General features: G+C 77.0%; 19 protein-coding genes, 1 tRNA gene and 2 pseudogenes. 13 read left to right on the plus strand and 9 right to left on the minus strand.

The genetic code is table 11. The features are described 5' to 3' along the window. Positions 1–151 precede the first annotated feature (151 nt). The 5 genes from NRO40_RS28355 to NRO40_RS28375 form a co-directional block, all read right to left on the minus strand. A complete protein-coding gene (locus tag NRO40_RS28355) occupies positions 152–1,714 on the minus strand; it encodes an FAD-dependent oxidoreductase (RefSeq protein WP_058942993.1) in 1,563 nt (520 codons plus the stop codon). Further along, positions 1,711–2,442 (minus strand): methyltransferase, encoded by a 732-nt coding sequence (locus tag NRO40_RS28360; RefSeq protein ID WP_058942992.1) that lies wholly within the window; start codon positions 2,440–2,442, stop codon positions 1,711–1,713. Before NRO40_RS28360 ends, NRO40_RS28355 begins: the two co-directional genes overlap by 4 nt. Further along, the gene (locus NRO40_RS28365) at positions 2,439–3,704 is read right to left on the minus strand and encodes a lycopene cyclase family protein (protein WP_079047182.1); all 1,266 of its coding nucleotides are present in this window, start codon (positions 3,702–3,704) and stop codon (positions 2,439–2,441) included. The genes NRO40_RS28360 and NRO40_RS28365 overlap by 4 nt, the downstream gene beginning before the upstream one ends. A 357-nt stretch (positions 3,705–4,061) precedes the next feature. Beyond that, a complete protein-coding gene (locus NRO40_RS28370) occupies positions 4,062–5,360 on the minus strand; it encodes an NAD(P)/FAD-dependent oxidoreductase (protein ID WP_058942990.1) in 1,299 nt (432 codons plus the stop codon). Between the two features lie 122 nt (positions 5,361–5,482). Further along, positions 5,483–6,532 carry a MerR family transcriptional regulator gene (locus NRO40_RS28375; protein ID WP_058942989.1) on the minus strand — a complete coding sequence of 350 codons (1,050 nt, stop codon included), beginning with the start codon at positions 6,530–6,532 and terminating at the stop codon, positions 5,483–5,485. Between the two features lie 163 nt (positions 6,533–6,695). Between NRO40_RS28375 and NRO40_RS28380 the strand changes: the two genes are divergently transcribed. Then, the gene (locus NRO40_RS28380; RefSeq protein ID WP_058942988.1) at positions 6,696–7,391 is read left to right on the plus strand and encodes a sigma-70 family RNA polymerase sigma factor; all 696 of its coding nucleotides are present in this window, start codon (positions 6,696–6,698) and stop codon (positions 7,389–7,391) included. 113 nt (positions 7,392–7,504) lie between these two features. Here the strand turns inward: NRO40_RS28380 and NRO40_RS28385 are convergent, their stop codons facing one another. Further along, positions 7,505–8,347, minus strand: coding sequence for a ribonuclease BN (locus NRO40_RS28385; protein ID WP_058942987.1), 843 nt, complete (start codon positions 8,345–8,347; stop codon positions 7,505–7,507). Between the two features lie 354 nt (positions 8,348–8,701). Between NRO40_RS28385 and NRO40_RS28390 the strand changes: the two genes are divergently transcribed. From NRO40_RS28390 to NRO40_RS28410, 5 genes are all read left to right on the plus strand, one after another. Continuing rightward, a tRNA-Ser gene (locus NRO40_RS28390) sits at positions 8,702–8,776 on the plus strand. An 88-nt stretch (positions 8,777–8,864) separates the two neighbouring features. Further along, positions 8,865–9,401, plus strand: coding sequence for a hypothetical protein (locus tag NRO40_RS28395; RefSeq protein WP_058942986.1), 537 nt, complete (start codon positions 8,865–8,867; stop codon positions 9,399–9,401). A gap of 239 nt (positions 9,402–9,640) precedes the next feature. Then, entirely contained in the window at positions 9,641–10,195 is a 555-nt protein-coding gene (locus tag NRO40_RS28400; protein WP_198549373.1) for a hypothetical protein, read from the plus strand. Positions 10,196–10,269: 74 nt separating this feature from the next. Continuing rightward, positions 10,270–10,854, plus strand: coding sequence for an HdeD family acid-resistance protein (locus tag NRO40_RS28405; RefSeq protein WP_058942985.1), 585 nt, complete (start codon positions 10,270–10,272; stop codon positions 10,852–10,854). A 286-nt stretch (positions 10,855–11,140) separates the two neighbouring features. Then, complete coding sequence (locus tag NRO40_RS28410) at positions 11,141–11,668, plus strand: hypothetical protein (RefSeq protein ID WP_058942984.1); 528 nt, start codon at positions 11,141–11,143, stop codon at positions 11,666–11,668. Positions 11,669–11,713: 45 nt separating this feature from the next. Here the strand turns inward: NRO40_RS28410 and NRO40_RS28415 are convergent, their stop codons facing one another. Then, positions 11,714–12,262, minus strand: coding sequence for a hypothetical protein (locus NRO40_RS28415; RefSeq protein WP_232791119.1), 549 nt, complete (start codon positions 12,260–12,262; stop codon positions 11,714–11,716). Positions 12,263–12,676: 414 nt separating this feature from the next. Here NRO40_RS28415 and NRO40_RS28420 point away from each other — a divergent pair, with 414 nt between their 5' ends. From NRO40_RS28420 to NRO40_RS28435, 4 genes and pseudogenes are all read left to right on the plus strand, one after another. Then, positions 12,677–12,844, plus strand: a complete 168-nt coding sequence (locus NRO40_RS28420; protein WP_198549372.1) for a hypothetical protein — start codon at positions 12,677–12,679, stop codon at positions 12,842–12,844. Between the two features lie 739 nt (positions 12,845–13,583). Beyond that, positions 13,584–14,513 (plus strand): annotated as a pseudogene (gene ppk2, locus NRO40_RS28425) (polyphosphate kinase 2); the annotation flags it as partial. Positions 14,514–14,923: 410 nt separating this feature from the next. Further along, positions 14,924–15,850: an aminoglycoside phosphotransferase family protein gene (locus NRO40_RS28430; RefSeq protein ID WP_058942982.1), complete on the plus strand. Its 927-nt coding sequence runs from the start codon at positions 14,924–14,926 to the stop codon at positions 15,848–15,850. Positions 15,851–16,024: 174 nt separating this feature from the next. Then, on the plus strand, positions 16,025–17,014 hold the full coding sequence (locus NRO40_RS28435; protein WP_058942981.1) for a DUF5995 family protein: 990 nt from the start codon (positions 16,025–16,027) through the stop codon (positions 17,012–17,014). Positions 17,015–17,043: 29 nt separating this feature from the next. Here the strand turns inward: NRO40_RS28435 and NRO40_RS28440 are convergent. Both NRO40_RS28440 and NRO40_RS28445 read right to left on the minus strand, forming a co-directional pair. Continuing rightward, positions 17,044–17,313: pseudogene (locus tag NRO40_RS28440) on the minus strand (M24 family metallopeptidase); the annotation flags it as partial. A gap of 45 nt (positions 17,314–17,358) precedes the next feature. Beyond that, positions 17,359–18,576 (minus strand): glycosyltransferase, encoded by a 1,218-nt coding sequence (locus tag NRO40_RS28445; protein WP_058942995.1) that lies wholly within the window; start codon positions 18,574–18,576, stop codon positions 17,359–17,361. Between the two features lie 262 nt (positions 18,577–18,838). Here NRO40_RS28445 and NRO40_RS28450 point away from each other — a divergent pair, with 262 nt between their 5' ends. Genes NRO40_RS28450 through NRO40_RS28460 form a run of 3 tightly spaced genes read left to right on the plus strand, consistent with a single transcriptional unit; the run spans position 18,839 to position 26,039 of the window. Then, positions 18,839–19,693, plus strand: a complete 855-nt coding sequence (locus tag NRO40_RS28450; protein WP_058942980.1) for a DUF4132 domain-containing protein — start codon at positions 18,839–18,841, stop codon at positions 19,691–19,693. Continuing rightward, the gene (locus NRO40_RS28455) at positions 19,690–24,855 is read left to right on the plus strand and encodes a hypothetical protein (RefSeq protein ID WP_058942979.1); all 5,166 of its coding nucleotides are present in this window, start codon (positions 19,690–19,692) and stop codon (positions 24,853–24,855) included. Before NRO40_RS28450 ends, NRO40_RS28455 begins: the two co-directional genes overlap by 4 nt. Beyond that, on the plus strand, positions 24,852–26,039 hold the full coding sequence (locus NRO40_RS28460; protein ID WP_058942978.1) for an ATP-binding protein: 1,188 nt from the start codon (positions 24,852–24,854) through the stop codon (positions 26,037–26,039). Before NRO40_RS28455 ends, NRO40_RS28460 begins: the two co-directional genes overlap by 4 nt. Positions 26,040–26,044: the final 5 nt, after the last annotated feature.

Here is a 26,044-nt window from a genome sequence, read left to right on the forward strand (position 1 = left end):
GCGGAGCGCTCCCAGGGAGGGGCCGCTCCCGGGGGCCCGGCCCGGGTGAGCGCCGGTGCCTCCCGGGGTCAGCGAGCGCCGCTTCGCCGGGACGGGGCGGGACCGCGCCCCGGACGCGCGCGGCCCCCCGGCCGGCAGCGGGTGGGTGAGGTCAGGAGCGTCCTGCCAGGGCGGCCAGGGCGCGCAGCACTGTGGACCGTCCCGCGCGCGGGACGGTCCACAGCACCTGGCCCCGCACCCCCCAGTCGGCGAGCAGCGCGTTGGCCGCGAGGAAGCCCGTGGTCGCGGCCCGCTCCATCAGGGCGACCGGCAGGGCGCAGCGGACCGCGTCACCGGCCGTCACCAGGCCCGGCCGGCCCGCGCGGACCTCCGGGCGGCGGTGGTAGGTACCGACGGGGAACATCGGGCAGTCCGCCCGCCACTCGTGCCGGGCGTCGACGACCCGCGCGTCCCGCGTCTCCGGGTAGACCTCGTGCAGCCGGGCCACGAGCCGGTCCTGCACCTCCTTCGGCTCCTCCGCCGGGTCGACGGCGTAGGCGTGCAGCTCCACCACCGACCCGCCGGTGCGCGCCGCCCAGCGCGCGGCCTCGCCCTCCCAGCGGTCCAGGACGCTGACGTTGTCCAGGCCGCCGTAGCCGCTCGTCCCGAGGAAGCCCGGCCTGTCCCGGCGCACCGGCCGGTCGAGCCACAGCCGCGACACCAGGAACGGCGGCGCGTCGCGCAGCGCGGCGACGTCGTCCCGCCACGCGTTCCCGCCGAGGCCGGGCGAGGCGGCCACGAGCCGCCGCAGCCCGCCGCCGTCCAGGGCGAGGACCACCGCCTCGTGGCGGTCGGCCGCCCCCGCGCCCTCCACGACGAACCCGCCGCCGTCGACGGCGCGGACGGCGTGCACCGGCGCGCCGGTGCGCACCTCGGCGCCGAGTCCCTCCAGGTACCGGCCCAGGGGTTCCCACAGCGCCTGCGGGTACGGCTCGTCGGGCACGTCGAACAGCAGGCCCTCGGAGGAGCCGAGGAAGTAAATGTGGAACATCACCATCAGCTCGGCGGCCGACAGCTCCCTCGGGTCGGCGAAGAAGCTGCGGGAGAACACCTCGAACGCCAGGTGGCGGGCCGCCTCGGGGAAGCGGATCCGCCGCAGCAGCTCCGTCGCCCGCACGCCGTCGAACCGCTCGTACACCTCGGGCACCCGCACGTCGAACAGCGGGAGCGCCGCCCGGGCGTCCAGGGCGGTGAGATCCCGCGCGCCGAAGGTCGGGCTGAGGGCGGCGAAGCCGATCGCGCTCCACGGCGGGGTGCGCGGCACCCGCGCGAAACCGTCCGTCACGCCCCGGGCGTGGCGCAGCGGGTAGTCCGGCAGTCCGACCAGCCGGGACAGCCCCGGATCGGTCCGCCGCAACAGTCCGCGCAGGTTGTAGTACTGGCGGAAGAAGGCGTGGAAGCCGCGGCTCATCGTCACCTCGGAGCCGTCCGCCAGCCGGGTGCGCCATCCCCGGACCCGCCCGCCGAGGGTGTCCTCCCGCTCGTACAGCGTGACGCGGACACCGCGTTCGGCGAGGGCCGTCGCCGCGGCGAGGCCCGCGATGCCGCCGCCGACGACGGCGGCGCGCGGCCCACCACCGGCGCAGCGCTCCCGCGCGGGGGCGGGCAGGATCACCTCCGCCCTGCGGTCCCGGCCCCTGCGGGCGGCGGGGGCGCGCCCCGCGGCCGCGCTCATCGGGCGGCCGCCGCGCCGGGCCGGCCCCCGCCGGCGAGGAACGTGTGGACCACCCCGGTCTGCCAGCCGGCGACCGGGAGCGTGCGCACGCCGCCGAAGCCGGCGCGGGCCAGGCGGGCCGCGAAGGCCGGGGCGGTGTCGAAGTCGAGCACGCTGCGCCACAGGTGGCGGTAGAGCGCCCGGTCGCCGGTGACGGTGCCCGCGGGGATGATCACCCCCCGGCAGACCGCGTTCCACAGCGCCCGGTGCACGGGGGAGCCGCTGAGGCTGTACTCGTGCACCGCCAGGCGCCCGCCGGGGCGCAGCAGGGCGCGCACGGAGGTCAGGACCGCGTCGGGGTCGGACACGTTGCGGAACAGGTAGGCGGCGAACACCGCGTCGTACGGCTCCTCACGGGCGGTCGCCGCCACCTCCTCGGCGGTCAGGCGCAGGAACCGCACGGTGTCCGGCCACGACTTGGCGAGCGCCCGGCCCAGCATGCCCGCCGACGCGTCGACAGCCGTGATCCGCGCGCGGGGCGCCGTGGCGAGCAGGGCGCGCGTCGAGGAGCCGGTACCGCAGCCGAGGTCCAGGACCCGCAGCCCGGCGCCCCCGTCGGGCAGGCCCAGGCGCCGCGCGGAACGGCGCAGGTCGGCGTGGTAGCCGGGGTTGGCGGCCGTCAGACGGTCGTACCTGGGGGCGGCGTGGTCGAAGGCGGTGGCGAGGTCGTGGTCCCGTAGGAGCGTCATAGGGGCTTCTCTCCGGATGGCGGTCGGACGGCGGTGCGGCGGGGTGGGAAGGGCACGTCGGGGGCGGCGCGCCGGGGGAGGAAGGGCAGTTCGGCGGCGGTGCGGAGCATGGGCCCGATCGGGGTGCGCAGCCCGATGCCGAACTCCTCCCGGGGCGAGGTGGCGCCGTCGAGGAAGCGCAACAGGCGCTCGGCCGGCACGCCGCGGAAGAGCCCGGTGAAGAAGTCCGGCCCGTCGACGCGGCCGGCGTCCAGCGCCCGCAGCAGCACGGCGTCCATGGCGAGGGCACGGCGCCCGTGGGGGCGCGGCACGGGGTCGCGCCCCTCGGCCAGCGCCCGCGCCACGGCCCGGCTCTGCCGCTGCACCGTGGCGAAGGTGTAACCGGTCGCGGGGCGCGTGGCGCCCCCGGCGGTGCCGATGCGGAAGACGGAGGCCCCGGCGCGGCGGGGGAAGTGCCCGTCGGTCATGGGGATGACGCCCTGTTCGGCCGTCTCCACGCGCAGCGCGCCCAACCCCAGCACCTCGCGGGTGTAGTGCCCCAGGGCGGCCTCGTAGGCGGCGGTGCCGAGCGGGGCGCGGGAGAACTCCGTGTACTCGACGAGGGCGCGGTCCGGGGCGAGGGGGAGGACGTACCCGAACGCCAGGCCGTGGCGCGGCTGCGGCACGCGGAAGTCCATGAGGTCGGCGACGTCCGGGTCGAAGCGCGGGGCGGCGGTGCGCACGAACCAGCCGCGGAAGTGCTGGAGCAGCGTCGTACGGGCGGGCGGCAGCCGCCGGGGCGGCCGGGAGTCGAAGGCGTACCGGCCCCGCAGGGTGAGCTCCCGCCCGTCGGGTGCCGTGCACCGGACCTCCGCCCCGCCCGGCACGTCCCGCACCGTGTGGGCGGTCGCGCGGACGACGCGGGCCCCCGGGTGGTGTGCGAGGCGGGCGTGGACCAGTGTCTCGAAGGCTGTGGAGCGCACCATGCGGTAACGCAGCGGCGCCGGGTCGGCGGTCAGGGCGCCGCCGTCCCGGCCGTGGATCCGCAGGAGGGGCCAGGAGGCGAGTACCGCCTCCTCGAACGCGCCCGGCCCCTCGTCCCAGTAGCACCAGGTGCGTTCGGCGGGGCGCAGCGGGCCGTCGGGCGGCTCGACCACCGTCACGGGGGTACGGCCCGTCTTCGTCAGCCAGTGCGCGAGGCTCAGCCCCGCGGCGCCGCCCCCCACGATGACGACCCCCTCGGGCTTCGCCGGAGAGCCGTGCGCGCCGCGCAGGCCGCTCACCGGGCCCGCCGTCCGGCGAGGGCCGCGGCGGTGCGGCGCGGGGCCCGCGGTCGCCCGGCTCGCCACCGGCCCGCCCCGGCGCGGGAGGCGCCGGCGGTACAGATGGTACGGGCGACGCGGGTGATACGGGCGGCAGAGGTGATACGGACGGGGCCCGGGGCGGGTGCTCGGCGCGCCGTCAGCACGGCGCCCGCCCCTTCGGTACCGCTCGCTCCGCCGGCGACACCCCGGTCGCCGGCGGTCCGCACGCGCGCGCCGTCGAAGTCCATGTCCCACTCCCTGCCCCGGATCCCGCTGACGTCCCCTCTTCCGCCGGACGCCCGCCGCCGGATGCGGCGGAGTGGTCCCGGGCGGCGGTCATCCGCGTGCCAGGTCCGCCAGGACCTCCCGCGCGGCCCGCGTGCCCGAGGCGAGCGCGCCCTGCACGGACCCCGTCGCCCGGTGGTCCCCGGCCACGTACCGACCCGGAGCGAACCGTGTCGTGCGGCTCAGCGGCCACGGCGGCGTCATCGCGGGGAGCGCCCCCTCGACGGTGTACACGGCGACCTGCCGCCACGGGCCCGTGTCCGTGCCGTACAGCTCGGCGAGGCGGCGCCGCACGGCCGGCTCACCGCCGGGTGGCGCGCCGCCCAGCACGGAGGTGGAGACCAGGGCCGTACCGGGCGGGGCGTACGTGGGGCTGACCTCGGTGAGCACGCACGTGCCGAGGACCGTCAGCGTCGCGTCCACCATGAGGATCGGTTCCCGCAACGGCGGGACGTCGGCAGCGTGGTAGTAGGTCGTGACGGTGCGGCCGCCCGGGATCCGCAGGCCGGGCAGGAGGCGGGCCGCCGTGGGGGCGTCGGTGGCGACGACCACGCGGCCGGCCGGCCGTTCCGAGCCGTCGGTCAGGAGCACGCCCCCGTCGGTGAGGGCGGCGACGGGGGTCTCCAGGCGCACCACCCCCTGGGGCAGCCCGGCCGCGAGCATCGCCGGTACGGCGCCGACGCCGTCGGCGGGCAGGCACGGCGTCCCGCGCGCCATGCTGCGCAGGACCAGGTGGAAGAAGCGGGCGGAGGTCTCCAGCCGGTCCTCCAGGAAGACGCCCGCGAGGAAGGGTCGCAGCACCTCGTCGACGGCCCGCCGTGACACGCCCGCCCGGGACAGGGCGGCGGCGGTGGTGCGGTCGGCCCGGCGCTTCACCACCCGGGCGGGCAGCACGGTGTCGTACGCGGAGAGGGCGGCCAGCGCCGCGAGGTCACGGCCGGTCAGGACACCGCCGGACAGGGCACCTGCGGACGGGGCGACCCCGCCCGGGGCACCGCCGGTCCGCGGGCCGCCGGGGGCCGGGGCCGTGCGCCGGGTGGGGTCGACGAGCCGGACCGGCCCGGCGGAGGTGTGGGCGACCAGGCCCGCGGTGAACGGCCGCAGCCGCAGCCCCCGCAGGGCCAGACGGCGCCTCACCTGCGGGTAGGAGGTCGTGAACACCTGGAACCCGCGGTCCAGCAGGAACCCGTCGCGCCGGTCGGTGCGCATGCGACCGCCCACCCCGTCCGACGCCTCCAGCAGCGTGACGCGCCGTCCCGCCCCGCACAGGTCCAGGGCGCAGGCGAGTCCCGCGAGCCCGGCGCCGACGACGACCACGTCGTCCGCGGAACTGCGCTGCTCCCTCGTCATCCGTCTCCTCCGTCCACCGGCGGCCGGCCCCGGGCCGTCCTACCGATCCGGTCGGGCCCGGCAGGGCGGTCCAGCGGACCACGCCAAGGGCGCCGATGCCAGGAGCCGCCACGGTGGTGACCTCATCGGGTGACGCCCTGCCGGGGGTCGCCCGGTACGACCGCCTCCAGCGCGGCCAGGGCCTCGGCCAGTCCCGGCGGACGCGGCAGCCCCGGTACCGCCTGCCCCCCGGCCCAGCCCGGGCCGAGCGTCAGGACGGCGGGCTGCCTGCGGGCGCCCCGCACCCCCCACTCCATCGCCGCGACGTGCTGCGCCAGGGGCCGGCTCGCGGTCGTACGGGACTGGGCCCACAGGCCGACGGCCGCCGGGCCGGTCCTGCGCACCGCCCCCACCAGCGCCTCCACGGGCAGGGCCGCCCCGAACATCCGTACCGGGACGCCGCGTTCGGCGAGCGCGGCGGTCAGCACCTCCAGCGGCAGCGTGTGGTTCTCCCCGGGGACGCAGGCGAGCAGGACGGTCGCCCCGGGCCGGTCACCGGAGCCCGGTGGGGCGCCGGGGGCCGGTGGGGCGGGGGAAACCGGCGGGGCGGCGGGGACGCAGCGGCGCAGGGCGCCGGAGACGTGCCAGGACAGGAAGTGCTCGACCTCCACGTACTTCTCGCCCGAACTCTCCCACTTGCGCCCCACCGCCTGGAGGGTCGGCATGATCACCTCGGTCCAGGCGGTCACCAGGCCGTGGTCGGCGATGACGGCGGAGAGGAGCCCGTCCAGCGCCACGGCGTCGAGGCGCAGCGCCGCCCGGGCGAGGCCCCGGCACTCCCGCCGGGCCCCACCGAGCCGGAGGCCGGTACGGTTCCGGTCGCGCGGCCGGGCCGCCCGGGGACCGGGGCCGGGCAGCGGCGCGGTCTTCGGCGGCGGCGTGCCCGCGCGCGCCAGCCGCGCCGCCTCGGCGGGTGGCAGACCGGTCGCCGTCAGGGCGCACATCCGCTCCAACCGGGCCACGTCCGCGGGCGTCCAGCGGCGGTGCCTCCCGCCGGTGTGCGCGTCGGGACCGAGCCCGTAACGGCGGTCCCAGGAGCGCACCGTGGTCGGCGCGACGCCCAGGCGCCGCGCCACCTCACCGGTGGTCAGCCCGCCGCCCGGCCCGTCGTCCACATGGTCGTCGTCGCTCACCGCGCCAAGATACGACGCACAAGCGACGCACGTTGCTCGCGTCGTTTGTGCGTCCGACACTGGGGGCACGCGCAGGATCCGGCGCGCAGGCCCATCGGTGCTCCCGTTCCCGCACGGCGCCTTGCCACCCCGCGCACGCCGTCCAGGCTGGAGGAAAGTGACCATGAGCACGATCACGCGCCCGGCGGACCGACTGCTCCCCCCGGTCGAGGAGGCGCGGGCCGAGGAGACGCGGGACGAGGCCACGCGGGACGAGGAACTGGCGCTGGGCCGTGGCCTCCTCGCGTCGGACGAGACCGCCTTCGCCGCCATGTACCGCCGGTGGAGCCCGCTCGTCCACGCGATGGTCACCCGCTCGCTGGGTGACGCGCGCGAGGCCGAGGACGTCACCCAGCAGGTCTTCGTCGCCGCCTGGCGCGGGCGCGCCGGGTTCCGGCCCGAGCGCGGCCCGCTCGGCGCCTGGCTCGTCGGCATCACCCGCCGCAAGACCGTCGATGCCCTCGCGGCCCGGACCCGCCGCCTGCGGCTCGCCGAGGCCGCGGCCCGCCTCTCCGGTCCGTCCGTGCCGCCACAGGCGGAGGCCGCGGCCGACGGCGTACTGGACCGCGTCGTCCTCGCCGGCGAGCTGTCCCGGCTGCCGAAGGGGCAGCGGCAGGTCCTGCGCCTCGCCTTCTACGAGGACCTGACGCAGACGCAGATCGCCCGGCGCACCGGCATGCCGCTCGGCACGGTGAAGAGCCACGCCCGCAGGGGCCTGCACGTGCTGCGCCGCAGGATCGAGCAGACCGACGGCACCGACACCGACGCCGACACCGACACCGACGCCGACACCGACACCGACGCCGCCACCGGCGCGTAGCGCGCCCCGCGGGCGGTCGTCCGCACGGGTGCGTCGCCCCGCCTTGCGCGTACCTCCCCGCCCCGGCCCGCCCGGCCCCGGCACCTCCCGCCCGCCCCGCCCGCCCGGCCCGCTCACCGGCCGGGGGCCCGGCGCACCACCCGTCGCACGGCCTGCCGCGCCCAGCGGCCCAGCAGCCAGCGCTCCTCGTACAGCAGCCGTCCCACGAGCGCCCCGCCGAAGACGACGAAGCCGACGCCCACCAGCCACGACTGGATGACCAGCACCGTGCCGACCGGGCCGTACGCGACGGCGTTCGAGGCGATCAGGGGGGAGAACACCAGGTGGGAGAAGACCCACAGCCCGGCCAGTCCGATCACCGTGGAGATCGCCCCCGGCAGCAACGCCCCCCACGGCACCCGCCCGCCGAGCAGCAGGCGCTGCGACCACCAGAAGAACAGCCACGCGCTCACCGTGGCGACCGTGACCCGCCACGCCAGGTCACCGGCGTCCGACGGGCGGGCGGCGATGTGCGACGAGAGCAGCAGGTACCCGATCAGGGCCGCCAGCCAGACGAGGTGGCGCCACATCGTGTGCCAGCGGGCCGCCGGCAGCCCCCACACCTTCTCGTACCCCGTCTGCACCACGCCGCCGAACGTCAGGCCGAAGCCGGCGAGCGCGGCGAGACCGAAGCCCGTCGTGGACTCCAGCGCGGTGCGGGGCGGCGCGAAGAGCCGCTCCACCTCGTCCCGTGACGCCTCGGCCACCCCCAGCCCCTCCGCCAGCCACTCGGCGAAGCCCTGGCCGTTCGCCGGGTCCGCCGCGGCCACCACGATCAGCAGGGGGACGAGGGTGAGCAGGCCGAGCGCGGCGAAGCCCGTCGCCCGGTGCATCAGCTCCAGGTCCTTGCCGCGCCGCCAGCCGCGACCGGCGGCAGAGCCGCGGAAGGAGCCGTGCATCCGGTGGAACCACCACATACGACATCGCCTACCCCGGCCCGCCCGGCGCGGGTCGCCACGCCGCCGACCGGCACCGGAACGAGCCACCCGCCCTACGCCACCCGCGCGCCCGACCCCCCTGCCCCACCCGCACGCGCCCGCCGATCGTCCCCGCCTCCACCTCCACCCCCACCCACCGACCGCCCCCGCCCGCACACCTGACTGCCCCTCCGCGCCCGGACCCGCCTTTGCCCCGCGCCGGACCGCCCTCGCCCCACCCGCGTCGCCCGACCGTCCTCCCTCCCCCCGACCCGCCGACGGCCACAGTGACGCCGGCACCCGGAGAAAACCCGTGCGAGGGAGGTGGTGGCCCGGGATAGGGTCGGGGCCGTGGCGGGGTCGTAGCACAGAGGTAGTGCGCCGCGACGACATCTCGGAGGACGCCGGTTCGAATCCGGCCGCCCCGCCCGTTTCCCACCCACCCGAACCCCGGTCCGGGCCCGGACCGGTGCCCCGTGTCGCGGGGTGCACGTGACGTACCGGGGGAGCGCGGACGGTGTATTTCGAACAGGTCTTCACCTACGCCTGGCGGGACGGGCCGGCGGGGCGGCAGCCTTCCGTCCTCTCCGTCGCCCACGAGCCGGATCCGACCGCTCCGGACGGCGGGCGGCGCTGGATCCTCCTGGCCGGGACGCCGGACTTCAGCGAGACCCTCGCCTTCGACGGTGCCGAGCACGTCCGGGAGTTCGCCCGGGCGGTGCTGGACCTGCCGCCAGAGCCGGCCCCGTACGAACGGCGCCTGCTCTTCTCGGAGACGGTCCGCCGGACGCTGCCGTCCGGACCGACGGAGGAGACCCGGTACGCCACGCTGTGGGTCGGCCGGGACCCGGAGGAGGAACTGCGCGGCTTCTTCTCCTACCAGTCGTACTACTCCCTGTCCGGCGGGATCGGTGGGACCGGCGGGACAGGCATGACCGCGCTCGGCCTCGAAGTGGTCTGCGACGACGTGGACGTGTCCCGGGCGCGGGCCGGGGCGAGGGAGCTGCTCGCGGAGCTGGAGGGCCCGGCGGACTCACCTGACCACGCCGCCTGACCACGCGTCCGACCACGCCGCCGGGGGAGACCGGGGAGGGGCCGGCGGGGGAGACCGCCGGTGGGTAGGACGCGGGTACACGCCCGTCCGGCGGTGCGTTCCGGCCGTGTTGCCGCCGACGCGCAAGGAGCGGGTGTATTCCCGCGCCGCCCGGGCAGACGGGGAAGCGAGGCCCCGCCACGGTTCCCCCGTCGTGGCGGGGCCTGACGCCTGCTCGGGCCCGGGAGCCGGTGCCCCGCGTGTCAACCCGGGGCACGGAGAGCTTCGCGAGCCGGCTCGACGGCGCATGGGAGTGGTGGTCCGCCGCCACCGAAGAAGCGCAGGAGGGCCGTTGGATCCGCGATCCCGTCGAACGCCAGGGCATGGCCGACATCGAGGCCGCGACGAACGCGCTGACCGACGGGCGACCGGCCCCGTTCACGGATGACTCCCGGCCCGCGCGCACCGGGCGGATCGCCAACGGGGCCGGGGTCATCCGGCTCACCGCGCGAGCGGGAGGGTGGCGGCCGCGGCCCGTCGTCGGACACCGCCCGCCCCACCCCGACGGCGTGGCCGCACCGCTGCCCGGCATCCACGCCGTCGGTGAGCAGGGGGAGTACCGGACGCGGCGGCTCCGGGCCGGTGAGACCGCGCACCACCGGGACGTCTCCCTGGCCGAGGCATTCGGTGACCGGCCGGGGATCCATCGAGGACGTCCCACCCTCCTTCCACGACTCGAGACCTGGGCGGAGCGCGCCCGTACACGCGCCGCGACGCGAGCACCCGGACATGACGCCGCCCCGACCGGCAGGTGATCACCGCCCGTGCGCGGGTAGGCGGGGCAGCACACGCCCGGGCGGTACCGGGCCGACGGAAGGGACGTGCACGAATGGCGACTCGGCGACTGACCTGGACGCTGGCCCTGAGGGCGGCGGCCGCGCTCCTCTTCGGGCTCCTGGCGGTGACGTGGCCGGGCGTGACGGTAGTGGCCCTGGCACTGCTGTTCGGTGCCTACGTACTCGTGGACGGCATCGCCATGCTCGTCGACGCCTTCCGGCGGCACGACGACCGTCGGCACCGCGCGCTCCACGCCCTGGCCGGCGGGCTCGGCGTCGCCACCGGCCTGGTGGCACTGGCCTGGCCCGGTGTGACCGCGCTGGCCCTCACCGCCCTCGTCGGCGTGTGGGCGGTCGTCACCGGAGCCGCGGAGATCTGGGCGGCCGTGCGCTTCCACCGCGAGGTGCGCCACGAGTGGCTGCTCGCCCTCGCCGGCGCGGCGTCGGTCGTCGCCGGCGTACTGCTCTGGCTGCGGCCCGACATCGGCGCGGTCGCGGTGGCCCAGGTGATCGGCGTGTACGCCCTGATCACCGGCGCGCTGGTCGGTACGGCGGCCTGGCGGCTGTACAGCGCCGCGCGCCACGCCGGCGCCCCGCGCCGCCGCACCCACCACGCACACCACCCCGGTCGCGCCTGACCCCCGCGCCCACCACCCCGGCAGCGCCCGGCTCCCGCGCCACCACCGCCGTCCGCTGCCCGCCGCACCCGCCACCACGGGATCGGCGGGCAGCGGACGGCGGTGGTGCGTCGGCGTCGCACGGCACGACCGGCGGACGGCGGCCGGGCCGCTCCCGCGAACGGCGGGGCACGCGCAGCCGGCCCTCGGCACCGCCGGGGCGGGCTGCCGTTCCCGGGGCGGCGCGCATAGGGTCGCGTCATGCCCCGCGGGCCACCGCCCGCCCCCAGAGCACGAAAGGCGCCGCGTGTACCGAGAGCGACTCCCCAAGACCTGGACGGTCATCTCCGTCGGCATCTACCTCGCCATGGTCGTCAACCTCGGCATCGACACCCTCCCTGAGGACCTCGGGCTGTGGCTGATCGTCTCCGCCGCCTTCCTGATGGTCCTCCTGCCGTGCCTCGCGGTGCCCCTTTCGAAGGCGATCTACCACCGCATCGTCGTCGACGGGGACGCGGGCGTCCTGCGCGTCGGCCGTGAGCGGATCGCGCTGGCCGACATCGACCCCGCATCGGTCCAGGCGGCGCTGCGGGAACCGGCGCCGGGCGCGGTGGCCCGCTACGCGGCTTCCGCGCAGGCCATCGACGCGCCGGTGCCGGGGCTGCGCGCGGCGGACCGGGGCGAGCCCCGCCTCGTCGGCGGAGGTTGGGGCGTCCCGCTGGGCATGGACATCGTCGTCCTCACCACGCGCGGCGGCGAGGACCTCTCCGTCGCCACGCACGACCGTCCCGCCCTGCTCGCCGCCCTGGCCGCCGTGCTGCCCGCGCGGGCGTAGAGGTCTCGCGGGGGCGGGCGGACGACGCGGGCGGCGCGCGGCCGGTCAGAGGGCGACGAGCGCCCAACGACGTCGGCCGCCGCCGTCGCGGTCCGTCTCCGTCCCGCAGGAACCCGCCCCCAGGACGGCGAGTTCCTGGAGCAGCCCCCCGTCGTCGGGTTCCGCGTCGCCGGCCGTCGGGTCGGGGCGGTGCGAGAGGACGAGGACGACGACCTGGCGGCCCTCCTCCTCGTCGGCGAGGTGGACGCTCGCGCGACGGCCCCCGTCGGCCACCGCGGCCCGCACCATCCGCGCCGTCAGGGCCACGACGGGGTGGTCGTCCGACAGGTGGTAGCCCCACGCCCGGAGCCGGGCCAGCACGTCGTCACCGGCCTTCGACGGGGACGAGGAGGAGGCCCACGGAGCGGTGTCGTACGTCCAGTTGCCGGCACGGCGGTTCGCGATCCTGGCGCGGAGCCGCGCACGCGTGGCCACCGCGTCGCCCGCGGTCCCCTTCGGGTCGGGCCGCGGCGGCTCGACGGGCCGCTTCGGCGGCGGGGGCGTCCTCGGGGGGTAGCTCGGCGGCCACTTCCCAGCGTCCATGGGCGTCGTCACGGGGCCTCCCGAGTTGTACGAGGGCCCGACCGGCGGGCCGTGCCGACCATCGTAGGGCCGGGACGCGTACGGCATGCCCGTTCCGTCACACCCGGAACCCCCGCGTGCGTACGGCGTACCGGCACTCGTCCGCCCGTTCGGCCCGGAAGGTGCCCGACGCCGCCGCGGGCACCGCGGGCCCCGGCGGACACCTCGACACGGTCGGGGACATCCGGGGCCGTCACCGGGGTGCGGCCCGCGCCGATCCGGCGAGGGCGGGCGGGCCCCGTACGGAGCGGCAAGCGGTGGTGTGCGTTATCTCTCGTTGCCCTGACCCGCTGTCAGCGCTTCCCTTTAAGCTGCCGTCAGGCATGCCATGTGCACGCCCACCTTTCGCAGTAGCAGTAGAGGCCTACCAGAAAGCAGAGTCAGCCTGTGTTCCAGGAGACCCCGATCTACAGCCGGCTCATCGCGGAGAGAGGTGACGTCCCGCAGGAGGTGCGCGGCGAGGCCGAGCGGATACGCCGGGACCTCGGCCGACTGATCGCGACGGCCCCCCAGCCCCCCGCCGCCGGCCAGCACTACCGCCCTCACGCGCCCTAGGGGTGTCAGGGCCGGCAGGTCGTCCTCGGCCAGGTCTCGACCTGCGCGAGCGTGGGGGTGCCGGCACTCACCAGCGCTTGCTTCGTGGATCGGCCGCCCCTCTTCGGCAGGTCGTCCACCTCACCCGCGGCCGCCTCGCCCGCCGCAGCGCGCCGGGCCGCCGCCCCCGGCCGCTCCGTGGGGGCCACGGCGCGACACACCGAGTGGTCGAGCCGCCGGCCGTCGATGTCCCTCGTATGGCACCCGGTGGCGCGCCGCGGGCCGTCGACGTCCCCGAGCGGCAGCCGGACACCGAGCCGTGCGCCGCCGCGCTCGGGCGCCCGGCGGTCGGCTGCGCCGCGAGCATCCCGTCCGCCCCGGCCGGGGACAGGCGCAGGCGGACCCAGCCGTCCCCGTCGACCTCGGCCGGCCGCTCGCCGCCCCCTGCGAACGCGACACGGCCGCACCGGGGCCCTGCTCCGCGGCCCCGGCAGAGACAGCGCGGCCTCGCGTAGCCGGGTGAGCATCACCCCGCCCCCGCCCCGCCCCGACACGGACCCGTCGGCGCGACTCCGGAGGAACCGCCCCGTGCGCTCGTGGCGTACCGGGCCCCGTGCGCTCGTGGCCACCGGCCACCGGCCACCGGCCACCGGCCACCGGTGCCGGTCGCGGCACATCCGGGGAGGTCCGTGGGCGATTCCGCGGCGATCCGGGGAAGGTGGGGAGTGTGAACGACAGCGAGGAAGACCAGGACCGGTCGATGGAGCTGCTCGACGGGCTGACCGTCGACACCAGCCGGCCGGAGCAGCCCATCCTGCTCGACAGCTCCGGTGCGTCCATCGAGACCTGGCGGGAGAACTACCCGTACGCGACGAAGATCCGGCGCGGCGCCTACGAGCGGCGCAAGCGCGTCCTCCAGATCGAGATGTTGAAGCTCCAGCGGTGGGTGAAGGACACCGGGCAGCGCATGGTCGTCCTCTGCGAGGGCCGCGACGCGGCCGGCAAGGGCGGGACCATCCAGCGCTTCATGGAGCGGCTCAACCCGCGCGGCGCCCGAGTGGTCGCCCTGGACAAGCCCACCGAGAAGGAGGCCGGCCAGTGGTACTTCCAGCGGTACGTGGCGCACCTGCCCGCCGCCGGTGAGATCGTCTTCTTCGACCGGTCCTGGTACAACCGGGCCGGCGTCGAGCGCGTCATGGGCTTCTGCACCGACGAGCAGTACGAGCTGTTCCTGCGGCAGTGCCCCGTCTTCGAGCGGATGCTCGTCGAGGACGGGATCCTGCTGGTCAAGTTCTGGTTCTCCGTCTCCCGGGCCGAACAGCGGACGCGGTTCGCGATCCGGCAGGTCGACCCGGTGCGCCAGTGGAAGCTGTCGCCGGTGGATCTGGAGTCGCTGGACCGCTGGGACGACTACACGGCGGCCAAGGTCGAGATGTTCCGCGCCACCGACACGACCCACGCCCCGTGGACGGTCGTCAAGAACAACGACAAGCGGCGCGGCCGGCTCGAGGCGATGCGCAGCCTGCTGTGGCGCTTCGACTACGACCGCAAGGACCAGCAGCTCCTCGGCGAGCCGGACCCGCTGATCGTGGGAGCCGCGGACACCCTGCTGGAGCCGGGGGAGGAGAGCTCCAACCTGTCGCCCACGCCCCTCACCCACCCCGTGGGCCGCCCCGGCGCCCACCCCGACGGCGTCCACCAGACGAACGGCCCGACGGGCGGCCCGGCGGGTCACGTACCGGCGGGTGACGTTCCGGGCGGTCCGGCGGGCGCCGACGCGGGCGATCGGTCGGGAGGGGCGCGGAGGCAGGCGGGCGAGCCGTCGGGCGGTGCGGACGACGGCGCCCCGGACGATCCACCGGACCCGGGGAGGCCGTCCGGCGATCAGTCGGGCGATCCCTCCGGCGGTCAGCAGGGCAGGTCCGCGGGGTCCTGAGCCCCCGCGCGGCCGCACCGGCCGGAGGGGCCCGGCGGCCGCGCGGGGCCGGCGGCCGTGCGGAGGGGCGGCGGTCCCGTACCGTCGGCGGAAAACCCGTGGGCCCTCCCACCGCCCGCGGCTACCGTGCGGGGCACAGGCCGCAGCCGACGGAGGTAGCCCCGATGCGTCCACCCGCCGACATCCGCGTCCCCGACACGCTGACCGCGTCGTACGCCGAGGGCGGCGAGGTGGGGCGGGCGTGGCTCGCGGCGCTGCCCGGCCGGGTGGCGGAGGCGCTGGAGCACTGGGACGCCTCCCCAGACGGCGAGGCCGCCTCCGGGCAGGCGTCCCTGGTGCTGCCGGTGGTCCTGCGCCACGACGGGACGCGGGCGGTGGCGAAGTTCCAGCCGCCGGGCGAGGAGGCCGCCGCCGCGGTGAGCGGCCTGCGCCTCTGGGACGGCGACGGCGCGGTCCGCCTGCACGACCACGACCCGGCCACCGGCGCCCAGCTGCTGGAACGGCTCGACCACACCCGCACCCTGGAGGCCGTCGAGGACGACGACACCGCTCTCGGCGTCCTCGGCGGGCTCCTCGCACGACTCGTCCGTGTCCCCGCGCCGCCCGGCCTGCGCGGGCTGGGCGACGTCGCCGCCGCGATGCTGGAGCGCGTACCCGCCGCGGAGAGGGCCCTTGCCGAGGCGGCCGACCGGCGGCTCCTGCGGACCTGGGCGGCGGCGGTCGCCGAGCTGGCCGGTGACCCCGGCGACCGGTTGCTGCACTGGGACCTCCACTACGGCAACGTCCTCGCGGGGGAGCGCGAGCCGTGGCTCGCCATCGACCCCGAGCCGCTCGCCGGCGACCCCGGGTTCGACCTGTGGCCCGCCCTCGACAGCCGCTGGGACCGGATCGCAGCCTCCACGGACCCCGCCCGCGCGGTACGCCGCCGCTTCGACCTGCTCACCGACCTGCTCGCCCTGGACCGCGGCCGCGCGGCCGGCTGGACCCTGGGCCGCCTGCTGCAGAACGCCCTGTGGAACGTCGAGGACGGCGAACGCGCGCTCACCCCGTCGGAGGTCGTCATCTCGAAGGCACTGCTCCACCACCGCTGACGGCCCCTCACCCAGCCCCCGGCCGGCGGTCACACGGTGGCCCGTCCGTCGCCCGGGTGCTTCGCCGCCGCGCGGCGGTCCCCGCCTCCACCCGGCCACCGACCGTAACCGCCCCTCCTCCGGCCTCGTTCCAGCAGGCGACACCACCGCCGGGGAAACGAGGAGGGGCGACCCATGGGCCGTCGGCCGCACGGAGTCCGTACGATCACCGCCGTCGCCATGGCGGGCGTCATCGCCCTGACCGGCGGCACCGCTTCAGCGGCCCCGCCGGTCGCCGCTCCGACCGGGCACCTGTCCTGTCACGGTCCGGTCCTCGGCTGCGTGCGGGACGCGCGCCACATCCTGGAGGACGTCCGGGACCGGCTGGGCTGCGACCACCGCGCCCCCTTCCCCGCCATCTACGTCCAGCTGCAGCGCTCGCTGGAGACGGCGGTCGCCGACGGCGGCACCTTCGACGAACCGTCATGGCTCGCCGGCAGTCTCAACACCGCCTTCGTCAACCTGTACCTCGACGCCCACGAGGCCGACCGCGCGGGGCGCCCCGTCCCGGCCGCCTGGGACGCGGCGTTCGAGGCGGCCCGCACGGCCGACGTCAACGCCGGCCAGGACGTGCTCCTCGGAGCCAACGCGCACATCCAGCGGGACATGCCGTACGTCCTCGCCGCCCTGGGCCTCACCCGCCCCGGCGGCGGCACCCGCAAGACCGACTACGACCGTTTCCAGGCCGTCCTGGACCGCGCCTACGGGCCCGCCGTCCAGGACGTCGCCCGCCGTTACGACCCGCTCGTCGCCCTCGCCGACGACCGCTGGAACCCCATCGCCGGCCTCACCGCCGGGCAGCTGTTGCGCACCTGGCGCGCCCAGGCGTGGGAACACGCGCTCCAACTCGCCGCCGCCCCCGACCAGGCCGCCCGCGACCGCGTCGCCCGGAGGATCGAGACGAACGCCGCGCAGTGGGCGCAGCTGCTGGGCACCGTCAGCGTGCCCGGCTACCGGACGGTCCGCGACGAGTACTGCCGCACGCGCCCCGGCCGCGAACTCGCACCGGCCGTGCCCGCCCCCGCGGGCGCACCCGCCTCCACCCCCGCGGGCGTGCCCGCCTCCGTAGCGGCGGGCGTGGCCACGGCCGTGCCGCTCCCCGAGCCCGCCGGTGCCGCGGGCTGAGCCGGTCCGCCCGCGGCCCGGTGGCGGGCTCAGCGCAGGGTGAGCACGCGCGGTCCGTCGCCCGTGGCGGCGACGGTGTGCTCGACGTGGGTGGCGCGGCCGCCGTCGACGGTGTGCAGCGTCCAGCCGTCGTCGGCCGTGTGGTACCCGTCGCGCCCGCCCGCCGTGAACGTCGGCTCCAGTGCGAGGACCAGGCCGGGGCCGAGCGGGAAACCGCGTCCCGGACGGCCCCGGTCGGGTACGTGCGGGTCCTCGGGCGTGCGCCGTCCGATGCCGTGGCCGCCGATGTCCGCGGGCACGCGGGCAGGGGGCTGGGGTGCGGGGGACGCGGCACGGCGCAGCGGTCAGCGCGCCAGGCGGTCGAGCGTGGCGAGTACCGGCGCCACGCCGTCCTCCGCGGCCAGGCGGGCGGCCAGCTCCCGGGCGCGCACGCGGTGCGTGTCGTCCTCCGTCGCCCGGCGCAGGGCCGCGCCGAGGGTGCCCGCGGTGAGGCGGCGCAGCGGTACGGCCCCCGGGGAGGTGCCCAGCGCGGTCAGCCGGGACGCCCAGAAGGCCGCGTCGAACTGGACCGGCACCGGCACGGTCGGCACCCCCGCCCGTAGGACGGCACCGGTCGTACCCGCCCCCGCGTGATGGACGACGGCCGCCGTCCGGGGGAAGAGCAGCGCGTGGGGCACCTCTCCGATGGTCAGGATGTCCTCGCCGTCGGCGGCCAGACCCGCCCATCCCTGCTGCACGACCCCGCGCAACCCGGCCGCGCGCAGGGCGCCGACGACCTCGCGGCTCACCCGCTCCGGGTCGGGGACGGTGGCGCTGCCCAGGCCGACGAAGACCGGGGCGGGCCCGGCGGCGAGGAAGTCCTCCAGCTCCCGCGGGAGCGTCCGCCCGGTCTCGTGGGGCCACCAGTATCCGGCCACGTCCAGCCCGGCGGGCCAGTCGCGGGGGCGGGGGACGACCAGCTCGCTGTAGCCGTGCAGCACCGGCCGTGCCGCCCGGGTGCCGCGCTTCCGGCCGGCCGCCGTGAGCCCGTGCCGCCGGCGCAGCGTGCGGACGGAACCGGCGAAGACCAGCTCCACCGAGGTGGTGACGGCCCGTCCGCTCAGCCGGTTCCCCAAGGTGCCCAGCGGTCGCGTCCCCAGTATCGGCGCGGGGAACTCCCCGGTCGGGTGCAGCGGCTGGAGGTGCAGCCCCACGGCGGGCACCGACAGGCCCTCGGCGATGGCGTATCCGAGCGGCCCCAGCGCACCACCGACCAGCAGGACGTCGGCCTCCCGCGACGCCTCCACCAGGGCGGCGGTCAGGTCGTCGGCCGCCTCCCGCGCCATGGACACCAGCCGCACCAGCTTCCCGGCGCCGGTCCGCGCGTCGTGCAGCCGCCGGCCCCGCTCCGAGTGCAGCTCGGCCCGCGGATCCACCGGCAGCGGGTGGAACCGCACCCCCGAACCGGCCACCAGCGGCTCGAACACCGCGTGCGCGGCCAGCGTCACCTCGTGCCCAGCCCGTACGAGGCCGGCACCCAGACCCGTGTACGGCGCCACGTCGCCCCGCGACCCCGCCGTCATCATCACGATTCGCACGCGGCCAGTGTGGCGCGCCGGGGCGCGGCGGCACAGAGGACCTCGCCGGCGCCACCCCGCCGCGGATCCGGGGTTCCGCGGCGGATCCCGGGCACCCGGGGATGCCGGCGGCCGCCCGTCCAGCGGGTGACCCACCGTCAGCGCAGGTCGGGGGGCGGTGTGGGAGCTACCCCCGTGGGGCGGCGTTGTCAGTGGCGTCCTCTAGCGTTCCGGTTCGAAAGATCAGCACGGTGCTGGGGAGGCACGCATGGGGTGGGTGGCAGCGGGCGACTACGAAGTCGCCCTCGACGACGGGAAGGTCGTCTGCCGCAACGCGACCGGACGGCGGCTGAAGTCCGTACCGGCCAAGATCGCCGAGGATCCGGCGGTGGTCGGCCTGCGGCAGCTCGTCGAGTGGCTGGAGCGGCACGAGCGGCAGTGCCAGGACGACGTGGAGCGCTGGATGGTGCGCTCGCTGCCCGTGCCCCTCGCCGTCATCGAGCGGGTGTGGCCCGACCCGGCCTGGCAGACGGCCCTGCGCGACGTCGTCGTCTCCGGGGACGACGGCGAGGTGGCCGGGTTCCTCCGGGACGCCGCTCCCGGGCGCGGGCTCGGACTGGTCGACCTCGACGGCGACACGGTGCGCGTCAGCCCCGCACTCGTCCGGGTCCCGCACCCCGTGCTCCTGGAGGACCTGGAGGACCTGCGCGAGTTCGCCGTCGAGCTCGGCGTCGAGCAGCGCGTCGGACAGCTCTTCCGAGAGGTGTGGCACCGGCCGGCCGACCACGACGCGCGGAGCGGCAGCGTCGACACGTACGCGGGCGGCGTCTTCAAGGAGTTGCGCTTCCTGCACGGCCGGGCCACCCAGCTCGGCTACCGGGTGCGGGGCGGGCACGCCGTCTGCCCCGTGCTGGAGGATGGCCGCTTCACCGAGGCCCGCGTGTGGATCGGTGACTACGACGGCTACGAGGAGACCGAGACCGGCCCCCTCACCTGGAGCGACCGGTCCGGTCGGACGCTGAGGACCGGCGAGGTCGGACCCGTCGCCTGGTCCGAGGGAATGCGCATGGCGGCCGCGCTGTACGCGGGACGCGACATCGAGGACGAGGAGCGTGCCGCATGAGCACCCACGACCACACCACCGAGGCCGCCCTGCTGGAGTCGGGCGCCGTCCTGCCGCCCGGCACCAGCAGCCGCGAGGACGCCGACACGCTCACCGTGCGCACGTACACGCACCCCGCGCTGGACGACCGGCGCGTCGTCCGCCTCGTACCGGGCACGCTCGGTGAGGCGGAGGACCTCGCCCTGGAATTCCTGGGTCTCGCCCGCGAACCGGAGACCCCGGAGGTCGGCCAGGTGCGCCGCGAGACGCTCGGCTTCCCCGCCTGGGCCCTCGTCAACGACCCCGCGAACGGCCGGCACGCCCTGGCTCTGGTGAAGGACGTCGAGCGGCTCGCCCGGCAGGCGAAGTCCCGCGCCGGCGCCGCCAAGCAGGGCTTCGAGGCCCTCGGCGAGCGCTTGGGCCGCACCGTCCCGCACTTCCTGCCCACCTTCTACGAGCAGGCGGCCCGGATCTTCCTCCAGCACGAGAACACCACCTACGCCTCCGCGTTCTTCGGCAAGGCCCGCGAGGCGGAGCGGGTGCACAACCTCGCCGTCGACGAGGAGCGGCAGCGGGCCGTGTTCCTGGAGTTCGCCTTCGCCGGGGCGCTCACGGTCAAGGCCCTCAAAGAGCACGTCAAGGACCTCGCCCGCCGCCTCGAACCGGCCGAGGCGTGGGCGCAGTACCGGCAGCTCGCCGTCGAGCGCTGCGCCGCCGGCATGGCTCCGTACGCCTCGCTGCCGCAGGACGCCCGCGCCCTCGTCAAGGCGGCCGGGCTCCACCGGCTCACCGAGGAGTGCGCCCTCGTCGCCGACCTGATCGCCTCACCCGCCGTCGTCCGCGCCCCGCGCACCTTCTGGACCACCTACCGGCCCACCCTGGCCGTCCTCGCCGGGCAGCGCCCCGGGGTGCGGGCCAGACTGCTGGAGATCCTGCCCAGGGAGCTCGGCAGCGCCGTCGAGGACGACGAGTGGTGGCTGGCGCTGCTGGCGGAGACCGGCGCGGACACCCTCCTCACCGGTGAGGCCGACGGAGCCGACGGCGCAGGTGGCGCCGACCCCGCCGCCGCCGACCCCGCCGCCGACCCCGCCGACCCCGCCGGAGGCACCGAAGGCCGCGTGTCCGCCGCCGAGTGGCTGGGCCGGTGGGCCGCCCACCGCAAGCACGGCGCCGCCGCCTCCCGCCGCTCCTCGGCCACCCTCGACCTCGTCGCCCGCATGGCGCCGCGGCTGCGCGCCGACGGCCGCCCCGTCGACCTCTTCACCGGCCGCTGGCGCTCCGGCGCCGAACCGGACCTGCTCGACCTGTGCGTGGCCGCCGGCATTCCGCTCACCACCCCGCCCACCGACGCGCACGTGCCCCTCGACGGCTGGCTCGCCGACGAGGGCCCCGGTCGGCGCGACCTGACCGCCCTCGGCGCCGACCCCCGCTTCCGGGACCTGCTCCACCGCGCCGTCAGCACCCTCGGCGAGAGCCGGCCGACCCCCGCCGTCCTCGACGGCGTCGCCGCCCACCCCGTGCTCTCCGGCGTCCTGCGCGACTGGCTCGACGACGCGACCGACGCGCTCGACGGCGCCCGGGGACTGCCCGCCGCGCGCACCGCCCTCGACAGGCTCCGCCCGTTCCGGCCCGTCGCCGCGCGCGTCAACCCCGAGGCGACCGCGCGCGTCGCCCGCCACGAGGCCGCGCCGCTCCTCGGCCGCACCCTGCGCGCCGGCATCCTCGACGAACTGGGCTGGTCCGCTCTCGACGACGCCGTGCGGCGACTCGCCCAGGCCCCGAAGAACGGCCACGACGACACCACCCACGTCACGGAGGCGTGGCCCGCGCTGATCCTCTGCCGCGGCGACCTGGCCGTCGTGGTCGGCCCCGACGGGGTGCTCCTCGAACACGACCTGCGCATCCCCGGCCCCCGGGACCGGTGGCGGCGGCCCACGTTGCGTTACACCGACGGCGAACTGCTCGTCGTGTGGTGGAACGGGGACAAGCAGCTCGGGTACTGGTCGAACCGGCCCACCGAGGTGTTCACCGTCGGGGGCGAGCGCCCGGCGCCCCGCTGGTGGCACCACGACACGGACGCCCCCTCCCTGCCCCTGCCCGGCGGCGGCCGCGCGACCGGCGGCCGGACCCTGCACGCCGGTGACACCGTCCTGCCGCCCACCCGCCCCGTCCTCGGCGACGGCACCGGGTACTGGCGCCAGGGCCGGCAGTCGGGCCGTGCCGTGTGGCTGGAGTACGACCCCGCGACCGGCACTCACGGCCGCGCCTCCCTCCCCGCCTTTCTGCGTTCCGGCGTCCGCGACGGCGCACGGCTCCTCCAGGACGCCTGCGAACTGCTGCCCATGCAGCCCGGCTTGGAGAGCAGCCCCTTCGGCACCGACGGCACCGTCCTCGGCCGGTGGGTCCGCGCCGAGGGCGAGGACGGCGGCGCCCGCACCACCACCGGCACCCCCGACGGCCGGACCGTCACCCTCACCGCCGGACCCGACGGCACCGCCCCCACACCGCTCGGCGCCCTGCGCATGCCCGGCGGCGCCGCGCCCGTCGCCGTGCTCACCCGGCGCGGCGTCGCCCTCCTCCCGGGAGACGGCACCGCCGGCACCGGCGAGCTCGGCCGCATCACCCCGGGTGGGGCGGGCGGGGAGTTCGCCGCCGGCACCCGCTACGTCCCGCCCCTCCCCTTCTGGCACGCGCTGCGCCCCCGCGACGAACAGGGCTCCCTGGCCCTGCGTGCCCTGACCGACGAACAGGCGGCCGAGCTGCTGCGCACGACCGCGCGGGCGCTGGCGGAGCACCGTGCCGAGGCCGCCGCGGCGGCCACGGCCGGCCGCGCCGCCACCACCGGGACCGCCACCACCGGGACCGCCACCACCGGGACCGCCACCACCGGGGCGACCATCACCGGGGCGACCACCACCGGGGCGACCACCACCGGGGTGACCACCACCCGGCCGACCGCCGACGACGTCGCCCGGCTCACCGTGTCGCAGGCCCTGCCCGCGCTCACCGACGAGCGGCTGCTCACCGGTGTCACGGCAGTCGTCCGCGCGGCGGTCCGTCACGCGGAGGCGGCCACGGCGTTCGTCACGCCCGACACCGCCCGGCAGGCCCCGCCCACGCCGACCGAGATGTTCGCCGACCTCAGCCCCGAGCACGGCGACGACGCGACCCTCCGCCGTGCCACCGCGGGCGTCGCCATCGAACACCGGCACTTCTGGTGGGGGAGCGGCAAGCGCTGGAGCATCCTGCGCCAGATCCACGCCGTCAACCACGTCCTGTCCGGCAAGCCCGCCGACGGAAAACCGCTGCCCGGCGCCGAACGCCTCAACGCCCTGGGCGGAGGCTGGCGCGGCGAGGCGTGCACCGTCCCCACCATGGGCGCCGGCTGGCCGCACCTGCTCACCGCCCTGCGCCCCCTGGCCTACCGCGCCACCTCACCCACCCTGCCCGACGACGAACGCCAAGCGCTCCTCCTGTTGTTCGACGCCCTCGCCGAGGGGCCCCTCGGCGCGCCCCCCGGCCGGCTCCGCGAAGTCGTGCTCGACGAGAAGCACGACCACCAGCAGCGCGCCGGGCAGGTCCTGCGCCGGGACGGCAGGACCGTGGTGATCCTCGCCCCACAGGGGCGCGACGACAGCCGCGGGCAGATGTCCTGGCTCGCCCTCGACCACGACCCGACCGGCGCGTTCGGCGCGGTCGCCCACTTCACCCTGCGGGAGGAGACCGAGCGGACCCCGGACTGCCCCGCAGAGCTGCTCGCCACCGTCGCCCGCCTGGTCCGCGACAAGGGCCCCGCCCCCTGGCACGACGACGCCGTCACCGCCCTGACCGACGCGTGCGCGCCCGGCCTCGGCCCCGTGCAGGCCGCCGTCCTCCTCGCCGCGCTGCCCCACCAGGCCGACGCGCGGACGCAGGCCGCCACCGGGCTCAAGCCCCGCCGGTTCGAACTCGGCCGGGTCATGCTGGGCACCGTCGAAGCCGCCGACCGGTCCGCGCTCGTCGCCGCCCTCCTCCCGGACGACCCCGAGGAACTGTGGACAGCCGGACCCGACACGGCCGCGGCCGCCCGCCTCTGGGCCGGGCGCCTCGGCTCCCGCGTCCGCCTCCCGGAGGAGGTCGCCGCCGAACTCCCCGACGTGGCGAACGACCTGGCGGAGGCCGTCCTGAACCCCGGGCACACCCCGTGGCTCAGCCGCACCACCGTCCAGCGGCCCGACGCCGACGGCGACCTCGTGCCCGACGACCCCGCCGCCCTGCCCGGCGCGTCCCACCTGCCGCGAGCCGTCCACGCCCTGGCCGCACTCGCCTACCACCTGCCGTACGGGCACCCGCTGCGCGCCGCCCTGCCCGCGGGCCTCACCGCCCTGCGCACCCGCGTCGCCGACCCCGGACTCCTCCTCGACCTGCACCTGTCGTGGACGGAGAAGGGCACGCCCACGGCCGTACAGGTCCGCAAGGCGTACGGACTGCCGCCGGTCGGCGGCGCCGGCGCCCGCGGCCTCACGCCCGTCGGCGACGCCCTCGTCCTGCGCCCCTGGTACGGCGACAACGAAGCCGTACTCCTGCGCCCGGCCGCCCTCACCGGCCCTGACGACCCCGTCCTCGGCCTGCTCGAAGGGCTGGTCGGCGCCCGGGCCGCCGACGGGCTGCACGCCCTGCGGACCGTCCTCGGCGACGACCTGGCCCGCACCCTCGCCGCCGGTGCCGTGGACGCGCCCCACGGCGGCCACGCGCAGGACCCGACCGTCAGCGTGCCCGCGCTCGTCACCGAGGTCGCCACCCACCACGGACTGAGCGAGGACGCGGCGGCGCTGTACCTCCAGCTCCTCGCCCTGCCCGACCCCACGGACCGCGCCTGCGCCCGCTGGACCGGCTGGCGGCCCGCACGGACGAAGAAGGCCCGCGCCGAACTCGCCGCGACCGCCCTCGTCGTCGAGGCCAAGCGGGCCCGCGCCGGCCGCACGCTCTTCCTGCCGTGCGGCTGGCACGACCTGAAGGCCCCGGCGCTGCCCCTGGAGACCTGGAAGGAGGGGCTGTACCCCGTGCGGGAGCGGACCCGCGCGGTGCCCCTGACGCCGGTGCCGGAGCTGTTCGCCCGCGCCTGGGAACGCGTACGCGCCGGTGACGCCCCCGCCTTCGAAGAACTGACCACCCGAGCCACCCGGAAGGGCCGCCGCCGATGAGCACCACCGACACCACCCCCCGCGCCACCACCGGCGGCGCCGCCCGGCAGATCGTCCCGCCCGAGGAGCGGTACGCCACGGAACTGGCCTTCCTCGCCGCCTACGACAGCGGACCGCGCCCGCCCGCCTGGCGGCTCACCCCGCGCGCCGCCGTCACCTTCGTCATGGGCAGCGACGGGCGGACGCTGCGGCTCCCCGACGACGCCCCGGCCCCCGAGGGCGTTCCGCGCCGCCTCGCCGTCGAGGGCAAGTTCGTCGGTGACCGCGCCCTCGTCGAGCGGTGCGTCGTCACCCTCGCCGGGGAACGCGGCCTGCTGCTCGTCGGCGAGCCCGGCACCGCCAAGTCGATGCTGTCCGAGCTGCTGTCCGCCGCCGTCTGCGGCACCAGCGGGCTCGTCGTCCAGGGCACCGCGGGCACCACCGAGGACCAGCTCAGGTACGGCTGGAACTACGCCCTCCTCCTGGCCCAGGGCCCCAGCCACCGGGCGCTCGTCCCCTCGCCCGTCCTCGCGGCGATGCGCCGCGGCGCCATCGCCCGGGTCGAGGAGGTCACCCGCTGCCTGCCCGAGGTGCAGGACTCCCTGGTGTCCCTCCTGTCGGAACGGCGACTCTCCGTCCCCGAACTCGCCGGCACCGACGACGCCCTGGCCCACGCCGCGCCCGGCTTCAACGTCATCGCCACCGCCAACCTCCGCGACAAGGGCGTCTCCGAGATGTCCGCCGCCCTCAAGCGCCGCTTCAACTTCGAGACCGTCGGCCCCATCGGCGACCTCGAAGCGGAGACCGCGCTGGTCCGCCGGCAGTCCCGGGCCGTGGTGGAGCGGGCCGGAGCGGCCTTCCACGTCGACGACACCGTGCTGGAGGCCCTCGTCACCGCCTTCCGTGACCTGCGGGAGGGCCGGTCGTCCGAGGGGTGGGAGGTGGAGCGTCCTTCGACCGTCATGAGCACCGCGGAGGCCGTCTCCGTCGCCGGGGCGCTCGGCCTCGCCGCCGCGTACTTCCCCGGCGACCGGGACGTGCTCGGCCTCCTCCCCGGCCACCTGCTGGGCGTCGTCCGCAAGGACGACCCCGCCGACGCCGCCCGGCTGCTCGGTTACTGGGACGGCCCCGTGCGGCGCCGCGCCGAACAGGGCTCCGCCACCTGGCGCACCCTGTGGGACCTGCGCGCCGTCCTGGAGGGCTGACGGCC

It is taken from the genome of Streptomyces changanensis, assembly GCF_024600715.1.
GTDB lineage: Bacteria > Actinomycetota > Actinomycetes > Streptomycetales > Streptomycetaceae > Streptomyces > Streptomyces changanensis.